The 20,477-nt window shown below is 31.6% G+C and carries 14 protein-coding genes and 2 pseudogenes; 13 read left to right on the forward strand and 3 right to left on the reverse strand.

Annotated features, from left to right (window positions below; genetic code table 11):
- The first annotated feature begins 10 nt into the window (after positions 1-10).
- Positions 11-917 (forward strand): annotated as a pseudogene (locus LNQ81_RS13190) (IS1595 family transposase).
- 385 nt (positions 918-1,302) lie between these two features.
- On the opposite strand, the gene LNQ81_RS13195 reads toward LNQ81_RS13190, so the two are convergent.
- The gene (locus LNQ81_RS13195) at positions 1,303-1,488 is read right to left on the reverse strand and encodes a cold-shock protein (protein ID WP_041892443.1); all 186 of its coding nucleotides are present in this window, start codon (positions 1,486-1,488) and stop codon (positions 1,303-1,305) included.
- A 94-nt stretch (positions 1,489-1,582) separates the two neighbouring features.
- Positions 1,583-1,759, reverse strand: coding sequence for a hypothetical protein (locus LNQ81_RS13200; RefSeq protein WP_229947475.1), 177 nt, complete (start codon positions 1,757-1,759; stop codon positions 1,583-1,585).
- Between the two features lie 879 nt (positions 1,760-2,638).
- On the opposite strand from LNQ81_RS13200, the gene LNQ81_RS13205 reads away from it, so the two are divergent.
- The 7 genes and pseudogenes from LNQ81_RS13205 (at position 2,639) to LNQ81_RS13235 (ending at position 7,742) form a co-directional block, all read left to right on the forward strand.
- Positions 2,639-2,962 (forward strand): hypothetical protein, encoded by a 324-nt coding sequence (locus tag LNQ81_RS13205; RefSeq protein WP_229947476.1) that lies wholly within the window; start codon positions 2,639-2,641, stop codon positions 2,960-2,962.
- A 44-nt stretch (positions 2,963-3,006) separates the two neighbouring features.
- On the forward strand, positions 3,007-3,198 hold the full coding sequence (locus LNQ81_RS13210) for a hypothetical protein (RefSeq protein WP_229949332.1): 192 nt from the start codon (positions 3,007-3,009) through the stop codon (positions 3,196-3,198).
- Positions 3,159-3,398, forward strand: a pseudogene (locus LNQ81_RS13215) (IS4 family transposase); the annotation flags it as partial. The gene LNQ81_RS13210 and the pseudogene LNQ81_RS13215, both read left to right, overlap by 40 nt.
- A gap of 510 nt (positions 3,399-3,908) precedes the next feature.
- Positions 3,909-6,050: a cbb3-type cytochrome c oxidase subunit I gene (locus tag LNQ81_RS13220; RefSeq protein ID WP_229947478.1), complete on the forward strand. Its 2,142-nt coding sequence runs from the start codon at positions 3,909-3,911 to the stop codon at positions 6,048-6,050.
- Between the two features lie 12 nt (positions 6,051-6,062).
- Positions 6,063-7,076: a cbb3-type cytochrome c oxidase subunit II gene (locus LNQ81_RS13225; protein ID WP_229947479.1), complete on the forward strand. Its 1,014-nt coding sequence runs from the start codon at positions 6,063-6,065 to the stop codon at positions 7,074-7,076.
- Complete coding sequence (locus LNQ81_RS13230) at positions 7,076-7,363, forward strand: hypothetical protein (RefSeq protein WP_229947481.1); 288 nt, start codon at positions 7,076-7,078, stop codon at positions 7,361-7,363. The genes LNQ81_RS13225 and LNQ81_RS13230 overlap by 1 nt, the downstream gene beginning before the upstream one ends.
- On the forward strand, positions 7,347-7,742 hold the full coding sequence (locus LNQ81_RS13235; RefSeq protein WP_229947483.1) for a cytochrome C: 396 nt from the start codon (positions 7,347-7,349) through the stop codon (positions 7,740-7,742). The genes LNQ81_RS13230 and LNQ81_RS13235 overlap by 17 nt, the downstream gene beginning before the upstream one ends.
- 106 nt (positions 7,743-7,848) lie before the next feature.
- Here LNQ81_RS13235 and pdxR read toward each other — a convergent pair whose 3' ends face one another.
- Positions 7,849-9,288: a MocR-like pyridoxine biosynthesis transcription factor PdxR gene (pdxR, locus tag LNQ81_RS13240; RefSeq protein WP_229947485.1), complete on the reverse strand. Its 1,440-nt coding sequence runs from the start codon at positions 9,286-9,288 to the stop codon at positions 7,849-7,851.
- A 427-nt stretch (positions 9,289-9,715) separates the two neighbouring features.
- On the opposite strand from pdxR, the gene LNQ81_RS13245 reads away from it, so the two are divergent.
- The 5 genes from LNQ81_RS13245 (at position 9,716) to LNQ81_RS13265 (ending at position 20,401) form a co-directional block, all read left to right on the forward strand.
- Entirely contained in the window at positions 9,716-11,059 is a 1,344-nt protein-coding gene (locus LNQ81_RS13245) for an RHS repeat domain-containing protein (RefSeq protein ID WP_229947487.1), read from the forward strand.
- A 275-nt stretch (positions 11,060-11,334) separates the two neighbouring features.
- Complete coding sequence (locus LNQ81_RS13250) at positions 11,335-12,924, forward strand: T9SS type A sorting domain-containing protein (RefSeq protein WP_229947490.1); 1,590 nt, start codon at positions 11,335-11,337, stop codon at positions 12,922-12,924.
- 3 nt (positions 12,925-12,927) lie between these two features.
- Complete coding sequence (locus tag LNQ81_RS13255; protein ID WP_229944186.1) at positions 12,928-16,224, forward strand: RHS repeat domain-containing protein; 3,297 nt, start codon at positions 12,928-12,930, stop codon at positions 16,222-16,224.
- Positions 16,225-16,236: 12 nt separating this feature from the next.
- Entirely contained in the window at positions 16,237-19,911 is a 3,675-nt protein-coding gene (locus tag LNQ81_RS13260; protein ID WP_229947492.1) for a DUF6443 domain-containing protein, read from the forward strand.
- A gap of 10 nt (positions 19,912-19,921) precedes the next feature.
- Entirely contained in the window at positions 19,922-20,401 is a 480-nt protein-coding gene (locus LNQ81_RS13265; RefSeq protein WP_229947494.1) for a hypothetical protein, read from the forward strand.
- The last annotated feature ends 76 nt before the right edge of the window (positions 20,402-20,477 follow it).

Below are 20,477 nucleotides of genomic sequence, written 5' to 3' on the forward strand. Positions count from 1 at the left end.
GAGAAATCATATGGCTAATCTATTTACATTTTTAGCTGAATTTACAAGTGAAGAAGCTTGCTGTTTACACTTTAAAGAACAACGTGATAAGTTAGTAGTTACTTGTCAAAGATGTGGTCATGATACCCACTATTAAATTCAAAGTAGATGGAGTTATGAATGTAAAAAATGTCGTTCTCGTATGACTTTAAAAAGCGGAACAATAATGGAGCATTCTAAGGTACCTTTTCTAATATAGTATAAGACAATGTTCTTAATGACAGCGACTAAAAAAGGCTTTTCTACTTTAGAAATTCAGAAGCCATTAGAACTAAAAAGATATGAGCCAGTATGGGCAATGGGCAATAGAGATAGCAAATATACTTTAGAAGGAATGTTAGAGATAGCAAATATACTTTAGAAGGAATGTTAGAGATGGATGAGGGGTATTTTAAAGTAGAAACATCTGAAATCTAAAACTAAAAGTGGTCGTGGATCTACAGGTGTTCAAAACGTTGTTATTATGGCTGAAAGTACCGTTTTGGAAGATATAAAAACAGGTGAAAAACAGAATCACGTACGCTATTTTAAAACGGTTTTTTTGGAAGATCATAAAGCTGAAGGTGTAAACCAAATGGTGAAAAAGAGTATTCAAGAAAGTAGTATTGTCTTAACTGATAAGAGTACTTCTTATGTAGATATCTCCGATTTTGTTCAGATACATATTACTGAAAAATCATCAGAACAAACAACAAAAGAAATTCTAAAATGAGTACATATAGCTATCAGTAATTTACTGGGAAATTACCATAAAATTAAACGAAAATACCTTCAATGCTTACTTAGATGAATTCGTTTATAAACTTAATAGAAGATACTTTGGTGAAAAGCTCTTTGATAGGCTTATTATTGCCAATATTACCGCTTATGACAAATAACGGGCACACAAATAAAAAAAATATTTTGCTAATATCAGTATAGGTTTTTTAGAAGTATTATATACCCTTAAAAAAGATACTTATGTTAAAACTTAAAGTAAGGGAGTGAGTTTGTTTAAAGGGTATCACATTACAAGATAGGGAAGTCTACAAGATAAGTAAATAAGAAATCATGTGTTCTTGTGTAGAGAATTGGTAAGTAGGTCGATGGAATGTAATGAAATTTTCAAAGTAGAATAAATCAAACCACAAAGAGGCAATCTAATTGTAATATTGTGTTGTTTATTAAAAACAAAAAACACATCAATTATTACTAATGATGTGTTTAAAAATACTAATATTTGCAAATTTAAAGCGAACTTAGATGTGAAAATTACTTCTAATATTATGCTCTTTTTACATTTACGGCATTGAAACCTTTTTGTCCTTTCTCTACGTTATACGTTACATTATCACCTTGTCTAATGTCATCTTCTAAACCAGTAGCGTGAACAAAAATATCTTCATTTCCATTTGTTATAAATCCGAATCCTTTTGTTTCATTGAAAAATTTTACTGTACCTTCTTGCATAATCTTAATTATTAATTTAATATTTTAATTATCCCTAATAAAGTATTTACCTAGGGATTTTATCTTAGATAATTTATTTTATAACCCTCTTAATTTATAAACTAGATGGTTTTTTTTTAAATAGTTGAAGGTATAGTTGTAATATCCATCCATTCATACTTTTTGATATAATCATTTCTTCTAAGGTAAGATCATTTCTATGATCTTGGTGTTGTATTTCTATTCTATTCATATATATTGTTAATGGCTTGAAATTCTTTGTGGAATTCATAGCCTATTTGTTTTTTATAATAAGATAATTTGGCTATTTTGTCTAGCTAAATGAATCTTTTTGTGTAAATATTTATTGTATTAGTTGGATTTGTATTACTTACTTTAGTTAGATATAATCTTCTTAAATGCGTTGTGCAATCTAAACTCAATATTATAAATAAAGTATTAACTATCTAACTTTTAATATGTTTGTTAAAAATAATATTAGTGGTTAGATTTAAGTCTTTTATAAGTTGTAAGACATAAAAACACCTAATAAATGGTTGTTTTTTTATTCCTATTATATAGAAGGAGTATTTTTTAGATACTTTAAAAGATGTTGATTAAATTGAAAAAGAACAATTTATTTAAATCATCAATTACTTTTATTAAAAGAGGATAAATATTTAAAATCATACAATGTCTATTTTTTATTTACTTTAATACAGTAGAGGTATTGTATAAAAGATAACCATGTTTTGAGTACATGAAATTTTACTTAAAAAAATAAAAAAATGATTTTTTTAAAAGTGCTATTAAATAATAGAATTTATTTTATACTGAAGTTTAAAGAGTAATAAATTCTTAATATAGTGTAGAACTACTAAAGTAAATAATTAGCTTTTATTTTGATTAAAAATTTTGCCTATTCATATTTACATCGGCAAATATAAGTATATTATTTGTAATAAAAAAATAATTTTCATTATTTACCTAAATATAGTCTACTATAAACAATAAGAACGTTATAATTGGCTTTGGAAAAAGTGTTTTTCTAAAATCAATTATTTTTAAAAACCCAAAGCTTTATTTTACCTACGATAATGCATACTTTAGTAGAATCATAAATTATAGAAGACACTTGATTAAAAAGAAAATTATAATAGGATTTATAATAGTGTTAAATCTTTTTGTTATTGGTTATTATACTAATTTGCAACAAGAACAAAAAGTATTAAGCAATTATAGTACGGGATTTAAAGGAGTGGTTGTAGAGAAATTTAATCCTCGTGAGAAACTACCTCATACGTTTTTAAAAATTAGAATTCAAAATGATAAATTAATCAATGTATTTCCTACTAGTATCATTGGAAGCTATGCCATAGTTGGTGACAGTATTATAAAAATTGAAAACTCAAATAAGTGTATTGTCAAGAAAAGTAACGGAGTGATAGAGTATTTTTCTTTTGAAGGTCAGTATATTGAATTTCTAAGTGAGTAAGGAGAAAAAACAATTAGAAACAACACCGCAAAAATAGTATACAGATGAAAAAAAGAACACTGCATGTAAGTAAGAACTTTAAAAATTTATCAGTACTATTTTTTTCTTTCTTTACTTGTCTGCTGGCTTTTGGTCAAAACAACCAGATTAAAGATGTTATTTTAGTGGATGCGACACAACTTGAAAATAAAGTATCAGTGAGAATTCTGTTAAATAACGGATATATGTGGCTTTAATTAACTACTTACTAATTGAATTAATCAAAAGAACAATATCTAAAAAGACTAAGTCATTTACGTCTCTTGTAGAAAAGATAAGAATATGTTTAGTATTCTATCTAAGTTTAGACTATATCTGTAATCAAGTAGGTAATGGTGCCAAGAAAATAAGAGAACAGTCTAAACTATATCTTAAAAACGACTTATTTTCAGGATAGTGAAGTAAATAACAATGTATTCATTGACCTCACAGATGATTTATTGGGTTTTTCAAAACTTTCGGACAGCTGTGAAGAAATATCAAACCTTCAAGTAAACATATTCTAATAAAAAACTTAATTATTTATTAGCTTAATACTATTAATGACATTATTGATCAAAATAGACTATAACAGAGAAGAAGTGATTGTCTATAGTAGTTATTTTAGGTTAAACAATTAATTTATATCCCAGTTGGAATTAATGGGGCTATTGAATAGCTATGCAATATCTAGGCTTTAGGATGGGATTTTTCTGTTTATAATCAGATTTATATAATTGATAATCAGTTGCTTTTTTGCTTCCAATCCCTTTTTTCTTGGTCTATGCTATTATGTCTAATCTGTACCATCTATTTAATTAGGTAGCACAATATCTTTGGCTTTAGATAATTAATACTAAACATAAGGTTTACCAACATTATTATCTAGATTGATTGTATATGTTTTACTTTTTTAATAATACTAATAATGAGAATTCAGTCTTTTGCTCCATGGTCTATTTTTATAGTTTTTTTACTTCTTATTCATCCCACAGCGGTTTGGGCTAATCATATGGAACCTTTAAAATATATGATAAAAAATCAAGATATATTTATTGTTATTATTTTGATTCTAATACTATTACTTAGTGTTTTTTTAAGATTATTATATTTCAGGGTTGATTATCTTGATAAGTTGTATGATTTAAATAAAGAACTGAACTCAAATCTATTAAAGTTATCTATTACAAGTCTTACAAAACATCAATTAAGTGTTTTATTAAAAAGTTCAAAGTTAAAATACTTAATAGGTTTTATTTTCTTTATTTCTGAATCAAATCTTTTTGCACAAAGCAATATTAAAACAACAAAAACCTCTCTTTTAACAGAACCGGGCATTATTATTACTTTGATTTTAATTGCAATTCCTATTCTATTGGGAGTGGTAATTATGCTGATCAAAATTTCCAATATTATTAGTGTGCAAAAAAATAAGTTAGAACATCAGCATGCAAGACAATTTAAAGAACGTTTAAAACATCTGTCTGAAGAAGAATCAGAATCTTTAAAAAAACGAGAGATTGCCTTAGGATTCTCTTTGTCAAACACAGAACTCTCAGGCCAGAGTTTAATTCAAGATAAAAAGGGGTTAATTTCTTTGTCCGAAATTGAACTTGCTCCAGTTGTTGCTAATAAAAAAAGAAATTCTCTTAAGGTGGATATAGACCCTATGTTGGCCAAACTTATCTTATGGTTTTTAGCAACAGCTAGTTTTTGGTTAATTGTTGGTACAACAATCGGGGAGTATTTAGGGATTAAATTTATAGCACCAGATATAGATCATAGTAGTTGGCTTAGTTTTGGAAGATTAAGACCTGTGCATACTAATGCTGTATTTTGGGGATGGGCTTCTTTGGGAATGATTGGATTGGGATATTATATAGTACCTAGAGTTAGTAATACTAACTTGGTCAATATAAAATGGGGATGGTATTCACTTATATTAATTAATGCCTCAGTTTTTATCGGATCTATTTGTTTAATGGCCGGTGTAAACAATGCAGGAGGAGAGTATAGAGAGTATATATGGCCTGTTATGCTATTGTTTGCTTTAGGATTGTATTTTACTCTTCGTTGCTATTTAAAGACTATAGCCAATAGAACTGATAAGGATATTTATATCTCTAACTGGTATATCGTTGCTGCAGTTATCTTTATTACGATAGTCGCTGTTGTTGGATATTTACCTTTTTGGCAAGATGGTTTAGGTGAGACAATAGTTCAGGGGTATTACATGCATCAAGCAGTAGGTATGTGGTTTATGCTTTTTACCTTAGGAATAGTCTACTACTTTTTACCACAACAACTTAATAAACCTATATATTCATATAGTTTAGGAATATTGGCTTTTTGGAGTCAGATATTGTTTTATACATTAATTGGAACTCATCACTTTGTTTTTAGCGCTATACCATGGTGGCTACAAACTGTTGCTATTGTAGCTAGTGTTGGAATGGTTATTCCTGTGGTGGCGGGTACAACTAACTTTTTCTTAACCTTTAAAGGGGTATGGTATAAGGTTAAGGATAGTTATACTATTCCCTTTTTTGTAATAGGTATTGTGTTTTATTTTACGGGGTCTTTGCAAGGAACAGCAGAATCCTTTCGATTTACAAATTTGCTTTGGCACTTTACTGACTTTACAGTGGCTCATTCTCATTTGACTATGTATGGAATTATCACCTTTCTTTTATGGGGGTCCATATATGCATTAGTACCACAAATAACAGGAAAAGAAGCCCCACAAATCACAATAGGAGCTCATTTCTGGTTAGCATTAATAGGATTGTTGTTTTATTCTATTCCCTTAATGTATGGGGGAACATTAAGAGGCTTAATGTGGATGGAAGATTCTGCTTTTATAGACAGTATAAAGCTTATGATGCCTTATTGGCTATGGAGAGCTATTGGAGGAAGTCTAATGTGGTTATCTCATCTTTTCTTTGCCTTTAACTTTTATAAGATGATTCAAAAAGACCAATCAGATTCTTTACATATGGTAGACCTAACCAGCTTTAAGAAACTATCTAAGGATAACAGAGTAGATAATGACAAAATATTTAATAATTAGTAACTAGTAGATATGGATATATTTAGCAATCATAAAAAACTTTATGTAATAGCAACTATTTTATTTTTAATTCTAACATTATTTGTAGCTATTCTACCGGCTTTAGATAATCAATCTAACATACATGCTTTACCTGATGCAAGACCGTTAACGCAATCAGAAAAAAATGGTAAAGATATTTATATAGCTAATGGATGTGTGGCTTGTCATAGTCAGCAAGTTCGCAATGTTGAAATGGATAGAAAATGGGGGAGTAGACCTTCTATATCTGCAGATTATGCTGGTAATAAAAGAATTGATTTTTGGACTAATACCGCTACGTTGATGGGAACAGAAAGAACTGGTCCTGACCTTATAGACATAGGTACACGTCAACCAAGTTTAGATTGGCATTTAGTACATCTTTATAATCCTCGGATTGTAATTAAAGAGTCGATTATGCCTTCATATTCTTTTCTTTTTAAATTTAAAGAGAATCCTGGTAAAGATGATGTTGTAGTTAGTGTACCTGAAACATTTTTAAAAGATAAAAAATTAAAGATTATAGCTACTCAAGATGCCTTAGATTTGGTTGCATATCTACAGGCTTTAAAACAAACTGTATTGCCTGGGACAATTATGACTCCTGAGTTTTTATATCCCAAAGAGCAAGAAGTTACACAAAAAGTAACCACAGGACAAGCTAAAGCTGGCTTGGATGGTAAAAATCTTTATATGAATAATTGTGCCGCCTGCCATCAGGCCAACGGAGAAGGACTCTCTGGTGCGTTTCCTTCTTTAAAAAACAGTACTATTGTTACCGGGGACAACCTTCAACTATTTGTAGACATTATAATGAATGGATATGATGCAAGAGAACAGTATGGGGTAATGCCAGGGGTTGGTACCAATGCAAATTGGACTGAGCAAGAAGTTACTGCAATAGTTAATTACGAGCGCAATAGTTGGGGAAATAAAGCTGATTTGGTAACTGTAGAAGAAGTAAAACAAATCATGGATTATATCAATCAAATAAAGGATAAATAATGAAAGTAAATTTTAAAAGTATTTTTACTATAATAGGACTGTTACTTGTCAATCAGATTTATGCCTGTCCTGTTTGTCAACGCAATCAACCTAAATTACTAAAAGGAGTTGTACATGGTGTAGGACCTGATAGTAAATGGGACTACACTATTATAGTTGTGATTGCTATTATGGTTCTAGCAACGCTAATCTTGTCTATTAAATGGTTAATAAAACCAGCAGAAGAATCTAAAGAACATATTAAAAGAACTGTATTAAACAACATATTAGATGGAGCAAAGAAGTAGAGTTTTAATTTTTATTGACGATCAACACCATCCTATTGCAGAGCTTGAAACACCTGTGAATTTCCAACTTAATACACATAAATTAGTGGATGGGGATCATACCTTAAAAATTGTAAGTAAAGATCATACGGGTAAAGAAGGAATTAGAATTATTCCCTTTAGCGTAAAAAATGGTCCAGCTATAGATATAGAAGGAATAAAGGAAAAGGCTGTGGTAGATGGCCTATTGTCTATACGCATTAATGCGTATGGAAAAGCAGATCAAAAGACTTTTTTAGTTGTTGGCAGTGAAACCCCTCAGAGTATACCATATTGGGTATGGATAACTATTATTGTAATTTTTGCTTGGGCAATGTATTATCTTATACGCTATTTATAAACTTAAAACAACAATAAATCTTGTTAGTAACTTGATTATATATTAAGTCAACAGGTAATATCAATTGCAATAGGAATAAAAATTCTAAAAAAAGAGCTTTATAAAGCTAAGAATCTAATTGCTTATTTAAGCACTCTGCAATGATTTTTATTCCTTTTTCTAAATCTTGTTTAGCTAATCTACCAAAGCTAATTCTTAATCCATTACTAGATTGGTCTAGGTAGTACTCATCTGGGTTTACTATATCAACACCTTTACTGGTTAATAAAGCACAGAAATTCTTAAAATCTATAGCCTTATTGAGCTTAATCCAAAAAGCAAGTCCTCCTTCAGGTAAAGTGAAATGGATTGACTGATCTAAATAACACTTTAGTAAACCATAGGTATAATCTCTTTTTTGCTTGTAATGAATTGTTGCTTTTTTGATATGTTTTTTAATAATACCTTCTTTGATTAACTCTAGTATAGCTAACTCCATTATTCTATCACCTTGGATATCAATAATTTTTCTTAATTTACTTACTTTCTTTATTAAAGAGGTCTTACTTGTGACTAAATAACCTATTCTAAGAGAGGGAGCTACTACCTTACTTAGAGTTCCTATGTATATATAATTTTTTAAGTTAACATGGCTACACAGTGGTAAAATGGGCCTTGTATTGTAATGAAATTCATTGTCATAGTCGTCTTCAATAACAGTGAAACCGTATTGATTAGAAAATTCGATTATTTCTAATCTTCTTTTAAGACTCAAAGTAACTGTTGTTGGGAATTGATGATGAGGGGTTAGGTAAATAGCTTTGATTTTTTTATTAATTTTTAGTTGTTCTAAAACCTCATTAGTCATTATTCCTTGTTGATCTACATTAATTGGAATAAGATTGGCACCAGCGTGTTTAAAGGCCTCCCAAGCAGAATTGTATCCGGGATTTTCCACTAGTATATAGTCTCCTTTAGTTAGTAAAGAATGAGCAATCATAAAGATGGCCATCTGTCCTCCACGTGTAATGCAAATATTTTTTTCAGCAACATTCATCCCCCTTTGATGATTCAGCATATAAGCAATATGAGTAATAAATTTAGAATCGCCTAACTCACTTGCATATCCCATCATTTGCCACTTAGCGCTTCTATTGAAAATTTGTTTATAGGCGCGTGCCAGTTCTGTTATTGGAACTATCTTACTATCAGGATAACCATTATCAAAGACAATACTATTGTTGAGTAACGCACTGGTTTCTTGTCTTTGAAATAAAGGGTCTACTAATTTAACTGAATTATTCTGTGAAATAGTATGTGCTACAAAAGTTCCTTTTCTTTCTACCGATACAAGCCATTGTTCAGTAATTAATATAGTTAGTGCACGTACTATGGTATTCCTATTGACATTTAACATAGTAGAGAGTGTGCGTGCGCTTGGTAGTAAATCTCCTTTTTTTAGCCTTCCTTTCTTAATATCATCAATAATGGAGTCAGCTATTTGTATATACAAAGCCTTATTGGAAGTATTTTCTAATCTAATTTCTAATTTCCATAATCTTTTCATCTGGACTACTTTGTATAGTTTGTTTTACTAAAATATAATACTCCAAATGTAATAAATTAAACTTTATAAAGAATTTAAAAATTAGCCTGTTTCTTATAATCATTTTTGAATAAAATGCGATAGGGCTAAAAAATAAAAAACCTATAACTTATTGTGAATCATGGGTTTGGTGATTTTTTAATAACTTTTGAAAAGTTACTATTTATAATTTCGAGAAGAAAGAAGGATTATAACCTATATATCGATAGGCTTCTTTTAAATATTATTTAACTATATATCAATAAGTTAAAATAGATATTGTTTTATAAAATGTGATTAAATCATACTTGACAGTTTTGTTTAAAGTTAATAATTTCGAATTAACAACTGTCCGATTTTTAGGGAAGCCTACACTTTAGGGCATGATTTATCATTTTCCTTATCTACAATGGATGGTTTTAATGTTAAGAGAGGTAAAGAGTATGTAAATTATTTTAGTAATAGATATGGCAACTTAGAAGTAGATAAGCATAAGCGCATCAGTAAGATCAAGTATAACCACTTACATTTGCCCATAGAGATAAACTTCGGTACGGATAAAATAGAGTATACTTATACCTCTAGAGGAGAGAAGGTACAGAAGATCGTTACGGATAAAGGAGTGGTGACTAAGACAGACTACCTAGGCGGATCTCAGTATGTAGGAGGTAAGCTGAGCTTCTTCCCTACAGCAGAGGGATTCTATAATATGGATGATAAAGCCTATGTGTATCAATACAGAGATTACTTAGGCAATGTTAGACTGTCATACAGTGATAAGAACAAGAATAATACGATAGAGTCTAATGAGATCATCGAAGAGACGAACTATTATCCTTTTGGGTTAGCACATAGTGGGTATAATGAGAAGTCAGATAATCTGATGAAGGACTATAAATATCAGTATAACGCTAAGGAGAAGCAAGAGGAGTTAGGTCTTAACTATTATGACTATGGCGCTCGTAACTATGATGCGGCTATCGGTAGATGGATGAATGTGGATCCGTTGGCGGAGAAGTTTGTGGGATGGAATCCATACCATTATGTTCATAACAATCCGATTAATTTAGTTGATCCTACGGGGATGAGAGCTGATCCACCAACAGAAGGAGAATTTGAAAATGGATACGTTCATACAGATAACGATGGTAGCTGGACTTATAATAATGGAATATGGAAAGATAACTCAGGTGGTGGTAATGATTTTCTTGAAGGTATAAACTTTACGGTTCCAGGTAGTAGTTCGTATGGGATTATCAGTTTTGTATCTGGTTTTACGGGAGGAAGTCAAGCCGTTCAAATAGATGCTGAAGCACGAGAGTTATCTAGACATTCTGATGGAAGTACTGATTGGGCAGCATATGCAGGGTATTCATTAATGATGGAAAAGGCTACCAATCTAGGAAATTTGGAGATGGGAAGGAATTTGCTTGGTAGGTCTTCGTTAGGTAGAGTTGAAACTGCCCCAGTAAAAATGCAAGGTAGACTTGGTAATTTAGCGACTAGAAGTCAAATTAATAAAATATCTTCGAACTTGGAAACTAGAGGTTATACCATAATTGGTGGTGAAGGCAGAGCTGTAGAGGAATATTTAAGACCTTTAGGTGGAGGAAGAAAAGGAGGGTCATATCCAGATATTACAGCATCTCATCCAAATTACCCAACTTTAAGGATAAACACTGTTGATGTTCTTAAAGATGTATTACACCTTAAGTATACCTGCTGTAGAGCTCCTGCGGATTTAAGGAGTTAATAGATTTAGGCTTTTAATTTGGGCTACAAAAGACACACAGAGCATTATTTAGGGTGGCTATACCAATTAATTAAAAAAAAGACATTTATACTCAGTAATTAAAATTCTTGTTTTCTGTTAAAAAAACATAGAATATTGCGTTTTGTGTAAATGATTAGCATTATTTTTTGTGTGTTTATTGTGAAATTGTATTTTTTTAGATATAATAACTATTAATTGTTTTAGCTAGCGTTATTTAACCTAATTTTAAGTTAAATAACGCTAGCTTCTTTTTTATGAAAAAACTACTACTTAACTATCTATTGTTTTGTTTATCAATAAATTGTTATTCTCAAAAGATTCTATGGGAACAGACCTTAGGGGGCAATAATTCTGAATATCTCCTTGATATGATTCCTACAGCAGATAACGGTTTTTTATTAGCAGGAGCCACGCAGTCTTATAAAGGAGCAGATCTAACCACAGAGCGAAGCAGCAACTACGATGCTTGGCTATGGAAGATGAAAGCCAGTGGTAAAAAGGAATGGGATATGCGCATTGGAGGCAATGGTGACAATTTTCTAAACAGTATTGCTCATACCTTAAAAGATGGAGGATTTATACTAGGACTTACCTCTAGTAGTGATAAGGATCACTACAAAACAGAAGAATTAATCGGAAAGAGCGATGCTTGGATTATAAAACTTGACGCAGCTCGTAATATGCTATGGCAAAAGAGTTTTGGAGGATTAGAAAAAGAGGACCTTGTCAAGGTACTTCCCATAACTGGGGGTGATTATCTAGTTTTAATAAATTCCAATTCATCAACGGCGGCAAATAAGACCGTTTCTTATTATGGAGGCGAGGATATCTGGGTTATAAGAATTAATTCACAAGGGATTATAAAATGGCAAAAAAGCTTCGGGGGAGAGTATGATGATATCGGATCAGATGTAATAGCGACAAGTGATAAGGGATTCTTAATAGGGGGTTATAGCAATTCAGGGGTAAGTGGAAACAAGACAAGTGAGTCTTATGGCAATAATGATTATTGGGTTATAAAGATTAACGCACAAGGGGATACTGAATGGCAGAGATCATATGGAGCAGAAAAAAATGATCAGCTCAAACAAATACAAGAAGTCTCAAAGGATAGCTATAGACTCTATGGTATATCGGATTCAGATACAGGGATGGCTAAAAACAGCGTATTGCAATCAGAGGTAGATTACTGGTCACTTGATATTGATAATCTGGGACAGGTCAAACAAGAGCTTGCCTATGGTTATGGTACTCGAAACTTTTTAAGCAATGGTCTTGTAAAAGACAACGGAACAATCCTACTTGGAGGAACAACTCTAGAGAAAACAAAACAAGGAAGTAAGGTAAACTTTTTAGGAACACTGCTTAACAAACAAGGAGATGTGCTATGGCAGAAGAGTATCTCTGGCAAAGGTGAGAATGTACTTTCTAAATTAATAGAAACCAGAGATGGAGCTTATGTATTTGCAGGAACCTCAGACTCAAAACCCGATAGAGACAAAAGCAGTCAAAAGGGGATGAATGATTTTTGGCTTGTTAAGGTAAAGGGGAACACTTTTGATGAAAATCAAGATTCACAAACAATAGAAGAAGATACAAACCAAGAAAAGCTAAAAATAGAAGCTATTCCCAATCCTGTAGTTACTTATACCAATATCATTATACCTGTGGAATATAAAGCAGGTGTTTTAAAGCTATATGATATAACAGGCAGGTTACTATTTCATAAAACAATCAAAAATCAAACAGAGCCGCTTAATTTAAGTGGTTATCCAAGGGGAACCTATATCATCTCTGTCAAGACAGATGTAATAGAGGGTAGTGTTAATGTTGTAAAAGAGTAAGATATGAAAAGAGAACTAACAATATTGTTTTTCATTTTAATCAAGGTTTGTCTATATGGGCAAACAGAAAGTGTTCAACAAACAAAGTTTAACTCCTTGGAGAATTTACCTCCCGAGGTTAGAAAGTATGTTGAGTATGGAGATTACTCTTTAAATTATACAAGAGCAGTACCTAATATATCTTTACCTATTTATACCATTTCTACAAAGACAGGATTGGAAATACCCATCAGTTTAGATTATGTTTCAAAGGGAATAAAGGTAAATGAGTTAGCTTCTAATGTTGGGCTTGGTTGGCTTTTAAATGCTTATGGAGTAATAACTGTGGATCACTCTTTAGAGTATGACCTAGGCGTAAATATGAAGACTAAATTAAAAGCCTATGACACAGGAAAAGTATATAATACCGATAGCGCTGTTCAGGATTTATATAGTTATTTGGATGTGCTTAATTCAGGGGTTGTACAAGGAAAGTCACCAGTGTATTCCTACAACTTTTTAGGGCGTAATGGTCAGTTTATTTTTGACTCTACAGGTAAGTATTTTGGTATACCGTACTCAGACATGGAAATATCTCTATCGCTAGATAAAAACACAATCACTATAAAGGATACTCAAGCTAATATTTATTACTTTTCAAAACATTCATATAGAATTACCAGTGATCAATACCCTCAAGAATTTACAAGTAACAATATTTTTTATGTTTTAAGTAAGATAAAACTATCCAATAGCGAAGAGATCGAGTTTAGTTATTACAATGAAAACACCGGTTTAGCCTTTTTATATCATTATCAGATACAATATGATTTTGACAACGACTTTGATTTAGAACAATCAGCTATGAAAGGAGAACTTGGTGGAGTAGATCACAATTTAAGATGTAATAGAACTCTTTGGCCTGAAAATAGGAAGGTTAAAATAAGTGGGGCTAGTCCTAATTTGAATATCAAAGAGATAAAGTATGGAAATACTAAAATAAGTTTTAAATATTCCTCTCAAGAAGGTTTGTTAATAGACAATACTATGTATCGAAAAGATGTAGGCACAACTGCAAAGGCGCTTAAGAAAATAGAAATAAGCTATAACAATCAATTGGTTAATCAGTTTATGTTTAATTACGGATATTTTGTAAGTGATGACAACAGTACTAATAGACCTGAAAAATACAGATTAAAGTTGTTATCAGTAACTAATAATCAAAATGAAGTACATCGTTTTGAATACAATGAAGATGTAAAGTTACCACCTAGAGATTCTTTTGCCTTAGATCGTTGGGGCAATTATAATGCTAGAATTGGAAATCAAGATTTACTTCCTAGTCTTAGTTTTAAGCTTCAAGGTTCTGCAGGAAAAACAGATAATAAATATTTTAATGGATCAAATAGAAATGACGCATATTTTTCAGAATTACAAGCTTATCTATTAAAAAAGATTACTTATCCAACCAAAGGATACACGGAATTTTTTTACAGTCAACCAACAAGTGTTATTAAAACAGTTAAAGAAAAGACGATTTCTTTTGGTGATGGAATAACATTAAATATTTATGATACAGGTTCGCGTAAAACGGCTACTTATAGCTTGCGAGATATGGGATACTCTGAAAGTAATAAAGATGTCTTATATCTTAATTATACCAATAGTTGTGATAATGCTTATCCATCTGATAATTCTGGATTAGATCAATTTGTAGGAGAAGGTACTAATGGTACAATTAGTATTAATTTGCCAAGTGGTTATACGCTTCCTCCTTATCATAGATCTATTCTTTATAGAGCAGGAGGTACTAAGAATGGCGTTATAGGTCCTATAAAATCGTTAGGAGATAAAATAGACATTACTTTAATAAGGCAAGGTAGTTGTTTTTTATCAGGAGGAATTCGTATAGAAAGAACAGTTCCCGATACAATAACAAGTTATCAAACGGCTCCAATAATACATTTAAGTAGCTATAGAAGTTATAATCACAATAACGTATTGGAAAAGGAGGTAAGATATGACTATAAGCAAGATATAAAAAGCCCACATACTCAAGCAGCTTATAACTTACCAGTACTACATGGTGTGTCAGAGAGAACAATGGGAGCTGTTTCCTCTGCTAATTCTAGAACATGTAGAGCTATTGTGAGAGCATCCAGTGCTATGAATCACGTCAAGGAAGCTTATTTCCCTTATGTACACGAGACAATAATAGATGTTGGTAGAACGTATTATGAATTTAGCGCAGGAGCCAATAATGCTGTTAGTGGGGTATTAATAGAGCCTTATCCTAGTTATGAATATGATTTTAATTATTCTGTAAAAGATGATTTTAAACAAGGGATTCTACTTCACAAAAGTGTCTTTGGATTAGATAGCAAGCTAAAGCATAGTTTGACAAATACTTATGAATTTAATGAAAGCTTCACTACTCTATCTAATAATAGCATAGGAACTGGTAGTGTGAGTTATAATGTTCTTTTAAAAGGGAAGTTCTCAACAAATTTAAATAGTATTACAGGAGCTACAGGTAGTAATAATTATTTCTCCTATCAATTACTTCCAATAAAGAGTGCTTGGATTAGAAAGACAAGTGAAACAGAGAGAAGCTATTTTGAAAATGACTTTATAGAGACAAAAAAAACATATCTCTATGGCAACACTATAGAATCGCCAGTTCAGATAAATACCGTTTTAAAAAACAAAAATAGAATTGAGAAGTTTACCTATCCATCAAGTGGAGATCTTTTGTATGCAAATAATAAAAAAGCAGAGGTTATTAAATATGAGCTTTCTGAGAATTCAGAAAAACTACAAACCATAGAAAACACCTATAAGAATTGGGGAAATAATATAATAGATAAACAAGAGATAAAGATTAGTAAAGGAACTTCTGCTTTAGAGAGTAATCAAAAAATACTTCACAGAGATAGTCGAAATGGAAATATAATTGAATTAGAGACAGATGGAGTTAAACAGACTTATATCTATGGTTACAGCAGTGGTCTATTAATCGCTAAGATTGAAAATGCGTCAAAAGAAGAGGTAGCAAGTGCCTTAGGTGTGAGCCTAGCAAATCTTCACACCATAGATGAGAGTAAATTTACTCAGATAAACAACTTAAGAGGTAATGCTTCATTAAAAGAAGCATTAATAACAACCTATGAACACAAGCCTTTAGTTGGAGTAACTAAAATCACAGACGCCAAGGGAGAAGTTCTATTGTATGAGTATGATGGTTTTAATAGACTAACGTTAATAAAAGATTCCAAAGGAAATAAATTAAAAGAGTATCAGTACAACTATAAAAACAACTAAATAGCACCTATTATGAAGATAATTAAGTATATCGCTTTATTTAGTATTTGTGGTTTAAATGCTATTGTAGCTCAGAGTGGGTCACAAAACTATATAAAAAGCACTCAATACACCCAGCCTACTACCTCTAGTGGCACTGCTGCTAGTCAAATAGTACAGGTTGTTTATTACGATGGATTGGGACGTCCTATACAAGAAGTGGCAGTAGGAGTTAGTCCAAATAAGAAAAGTGTAGTAAAACATACGGAGTATGATTTAAATATTGGTCAAACTAAAAATTTCTTAAGTTACCCCACAGCTAATGGAAGTTCTGAGTATGTAAGTGAAGCTAAAGTTGGTACGCTTACGCATTACAACACGGATAAATACCAAAATACAACTAATCCCTATAGTGAAACGCTATATGAGAAATCACCACTAAAACGAGTTATAAAAACAGGATCTGCAGGAGAGGATTGGAAAATAAGTGGTAACAACACAGTAGATTTTAAGTATCGATTCAATACAGTTAACGAAGTAAAATATCGACAAGCTAACGCAGCTCTAACGCCAGCCACTGGAATTTATAATGTAACTGTTGTAGATAAAGGAAATTATCCTGTAAATTCTCTTTATGTGAGCTCTGTGTCAGACGAGAATGGAAACGTCACTGAAGAGTTTAAAGATCAAGAAGGTAAAGTAGTATTAAAAAGAGTATACAATAATACCCAGGGAGTACCTCAATTATTTAGCGGCTCTTCTAATGCTCCAACATCTAGTTCTATGCCAAGTGCAAGTAATATACTAGGTGAAGAACTTAAAGGAAAGTCAGTACAAGATGTTATAGACAATTTTGGAACTATAGTAGATAATTTAGAGAAAAATGCAAATAAAGAGATAGACAAAACCACAAATACTGTAGAAAATCTACCAAATAACACCCTTAGAGCATCTGGTGTAACCACAGGCACTGGAGAAACTCTAGATACCTACTATATCTACGATCAGTTTGGAAATCTATCTATAATTACTTCACCTCTTTTAAATGGCGATGTTACCTTAGCTAATGTAGACAAGCTAGGCTATCAGTATAAATATGATACTAAAAACCGACTGGTTGCTAAAAAGCTACCAGGTAAATCTTGGGAATACATGGTGTATGATAAAGGAGATAGGCTAGTGGCTGTAGGTCCTGTATACGACCCATTTGGAACAGAAGCTAAAGGATGGATGGTAACTAAGTATGATGCTCTATCTAGAGTAATCTATAGCGCTTTTTACTCAGCTACATCAGTAACGGAAGTAGATAGGAAAACATTTCAAGATAATGTAAATGCTAGGGCTGTATCTTTTGAGAAAAGAGCTTCAGCCGTAAGCGGTTCACCACTAACTTATACCAATACTGTTTTCCCTAAAGACAATCTTACAATACTAAGTGTTAATTATTATGATGATTATACCTACCCAGGAGCAGCAACTAACTTTACAGCCATAGAAGGTCAAGCAGTTATACAAAATGTAAAAGGGCTACTTACTGGGAATTGGACAAGAGTACTTACTACAAGTAATGAGAGTAAAGCAAATATCTCTTTTATGTTATATGATTATAACAGTCGTATACTTAGAAGTTATACAAAGAATTATCTAGAGGGATATACCCAGGTGGATACAAAGTATACTTTTACAGGTCTTCCCTTAAAAGTAACCACTAAACACAAAAGAGATAATCTTGTTACAGATGTACAACAAATAGAAGAAAACTTTGTTTATGATCACGCAGAGAGGTTATTACATCAAACTCATAAGGTTAATAATTTAGCAGAAGTCGTGCTTTTTGAAAATGTGTATGATGAGCTGGGAGCTTTAGAGAAAAAACGCGTTGGAGGCAAAAGGTCAAATACAACTCCTACAACTAATACATTCCTACAAGAATTACAGTATAAATACAATATAAGAGGATGGTTAACAGATATTAATAATATAAGTAACATAAGTCAGTTAAACAATGGAAAGAGTACTTTGTTTGCCCTTAAATTAAACTACAATAAACCTGAACAAAAAAGTGCAGGAGTTAAAGGACTTTATAACGGTAATATCACTGAACAAATATGGAAAAGCGCCTTAGATAATAAAAGGCGTAGTTATGGTTATGTATATGATGGAGCAAATAGATTAGTATTAGGTTCTTTTAATGCTCCTGATTTAAACTCAGCCTCAACGGCTAATCTATATGATGAGAAATTAGGGTATGATAAAAATGGAAACATCACTAGACTTGATAGAAATGGAGCATCACTCGCTGGAGTAGTAACTACTATCGATAAGCTAACATACGGGTATGAACCAGGAAGCAATAGATTATCTACAGTTAGAGACGCCTCTGGTAATCAAGAAGGGTTTAAACAAGTTAATACCAGTGGAGCAGACTATTCTTATGATGAATTTGGTAATCTAACTAATGATAAACACAAGAAAATAAGTAAGATTAAGTATAATCACTTAAACTTACCTGTAGAGATTAACTTTGGAACTGATAAAATAGAGTATCTTTATTCTGCTTCAGGTGAGAAGCTTCAGAAGAAAGTAACAGATAAAGGAGTTGTTACTTTAACGGATTACTTAGGAGAATTTCAGTATGTGAAAGGCAAACTTAGTTTTTTCCCTACAGCGGAAGGGTTTTTTAATGCAGAGACAAATGTTTATGTTTACCAGTTTAAAGATCATCTAGGTAATGTAAGATTATCTTATAGTGACAAGAGTAATAATAACACGATTGAGGCTAGTGAGATCATAGAAGAATCGAATTATTATCCTTTTGGATTAGCTCATAAGGGCTATAACCAAAAGAATGATGCTCTGATGAAAGATTACAAGTATCAATATAATGGAAAAGAGAAGCAAGAAGAGTTAGGACTTAATTTATATGATTATGGAGCGCGTAACTATGATGCTGCGATTGGTAGATGGATGAATGTGGATCCGTTGGCGGAGAAGATGCGTCGTCACAGCCCTTATAACTATGCGTTTAATAATCCGATTAGGTTTATAGATCCTGATGGGATGAAGGGAGAGGATATAATTGAAATCGGTCAGAATGGTAGAGATTTTAATATTATAAAAGCAAGTGGCGATGATGTTGTTAGACTTGTAAGATTGGGAACGAAAGGAGAAAGGGAAGTTGTAGATAGTTATGTTTATGGAAAAAATGGAAGTTTTAAATCAGATACTTATATTAATAAAGAGAAGAATGAGTATGGTGAATCAACAGGACTAAAAGTGAGCTTTACTGGATCTGGTACACCAGATAAAGCGGATAAATTCTATAAGTTTTTTGCTAAAACACAATATGAAGTAGGACTAATAGAAACCGCGGATTTAAAATCAGGCTATGGCGAGACTGTTGTTATGACAAATTACAAAGGATGGAGTATTGGATTAACTAATTATGCTGAATCAGTTTTAGATAATAATAGTTCTAGTATAATTACAAGAATGTCTCATTCACATCCACCACATGGTGAAAATTATCCTTCTGGTTTTAATAAAAATTTAGAACCAGAACCATCGCAAAGTGGAGATAGAGGAAATTATATGAGATTGTTAAACATTCCTGAATATAATGGTAGAATACCAAAACGCAATGAAATCTATTTACCAGGAAATGGCACAACAATTGACTATGGTGATAAGGATGTAAGATTCAAATAATAAAAGTAATATGAAGTATATAGTATTTATATTAGTGAGTATATCACTATTAGGTTGTAAAAAAAATAGTGATTGCTTAATTCCCTCTAAAGAAGAAGAGCTAAGTGAGTTAATTATAAAAGATAGTACTTTTAAAAAGATATTTGAGAAATCTATAAAAGAGATAGAGTTTGATTTAGTAGATGAGGATGTTAACCAATATATAATTGATTTTTATGTTGATTATGAAAATAGAAGTAACTTAATACTTGCTATTCGAAATTGTCCTCCTACTACAATAATTGATTTAGTGTATTTAAAACAATATCATGGAAAGAAAGTTTATGTTTATTATAATAATTCTTCTAAGATAAAAAAAACTGTTAGTAAGTTAATAGATTTAACAGATAAGCCTATTAAGTCAGTGACACTAGAGACACAACCTAGTGAATTTGAATGTATTTATTTAAGAGAATTTATTGTAAGTAATGACTCTTTAATTCCTTTTTAATAGAGTTTGTTAAGAGAAATAAATTAGTAACGATTGGTCCTGTACCTCAACCTTCTGGTAGTGGAGCACAGGGCTA

It is taken from the genome of Myroides oncorhynchi, assembly GCF_020905415.1.
Classification (GTDB): domain Bacteria; phylum Bacteroidota; class Bacteroidia; order Flavobacteriales; family Flavobacteriaceae; genus Flavobacterium; species Flavobacterium oncorhynchi_A.

Coding starts and splice junctions, on each gene's coding strand:
- LNQ81_RS13195 (WP_041892443.1), bottom strand. CDS start 1,488: ATGCAAGAAGGTACAGTAAAATTTTTCAATGAAACAAAAGGATTCGGA.
- LNQ81_RS13200 (WP_229947475.1), bottom strand. CDS start 1,759: ATGAATTCCACAAAGAATTTCAAGCCATTAACAATATATATGAATAGA.
- LNQ81_RS13210 (WP_229949332.1), top strand. CDS start 3,007: ATGAAAAAAAGAACACTGCATGTAAGTAAGAACTTTAAAAATTTATCA.
- LNQ81_RS13220 (WP_229947478.1), top strand. CDS start 3,909: ATGAGAATTCAGTCTTTTGCTCCATGGTCTATTTTTATAGTTTTTTTA.
- LNQ81_RS13225 (WP_229947479.1), top strand. CDS start 6,063: ATGGATATATTTAGCAATCATAAAAAACTTTATGTAATAGCAACTATT.
- LNQ81_RS13230 (WP_229947481.1), top strand. CDS start 7,076: ATGAAAGTAAATTTTAAAAGTATTTTTACTATAATAGGACTGTTACTT.
- LNQ81_RS13235 (WP_229947483.1), top strand. CDS start 7,347: ATGGAGCAAAGAAGTAGAGTTTTAATTTTTATTGACGATCAACACCAT.
- pdxR (WP_229947485.1), bottom strand. CDS start 9,288: ATGAAAAGATTATGGAAATTAGAAATTAGATTAGAAAATACTTCCAAT.
- LNQ81_RS13245 (WP_229947487.1), top strand. CDS start 9,716: ATGGATGGTTTTAATGTTAAGAGAGGTAAAGAGTATGTAAATTATTTT.
- LNQ81_RS13250 (WP_229947490.1), top strand. CDS start 11,335: ATGAAAAAACTACTACTTAACTATCTATTGTTTTGTTTATCAATAAAT.
- LNQ81_RS13255 (WP_229944186.1), top strand. CDS start 12,928: ATGAAAAGAGAACTAACAATATTGTTTTTCATTTTAATCAAGGTTTGT.
- LNQ81_RS13260 (WP_229947492.1), top strand. CDS start 16,237: ATGAAGATAATTAAGTATATCGCTTTATTTAGTATTTGTGGTTTAAAT.
- LNQ81_RS13265 (WP_229947494.1), top strand. CDS start 19,922: ATGAAGTATATAGTATTTATATTAGTGAGTATATCACTATTAGGTTGT.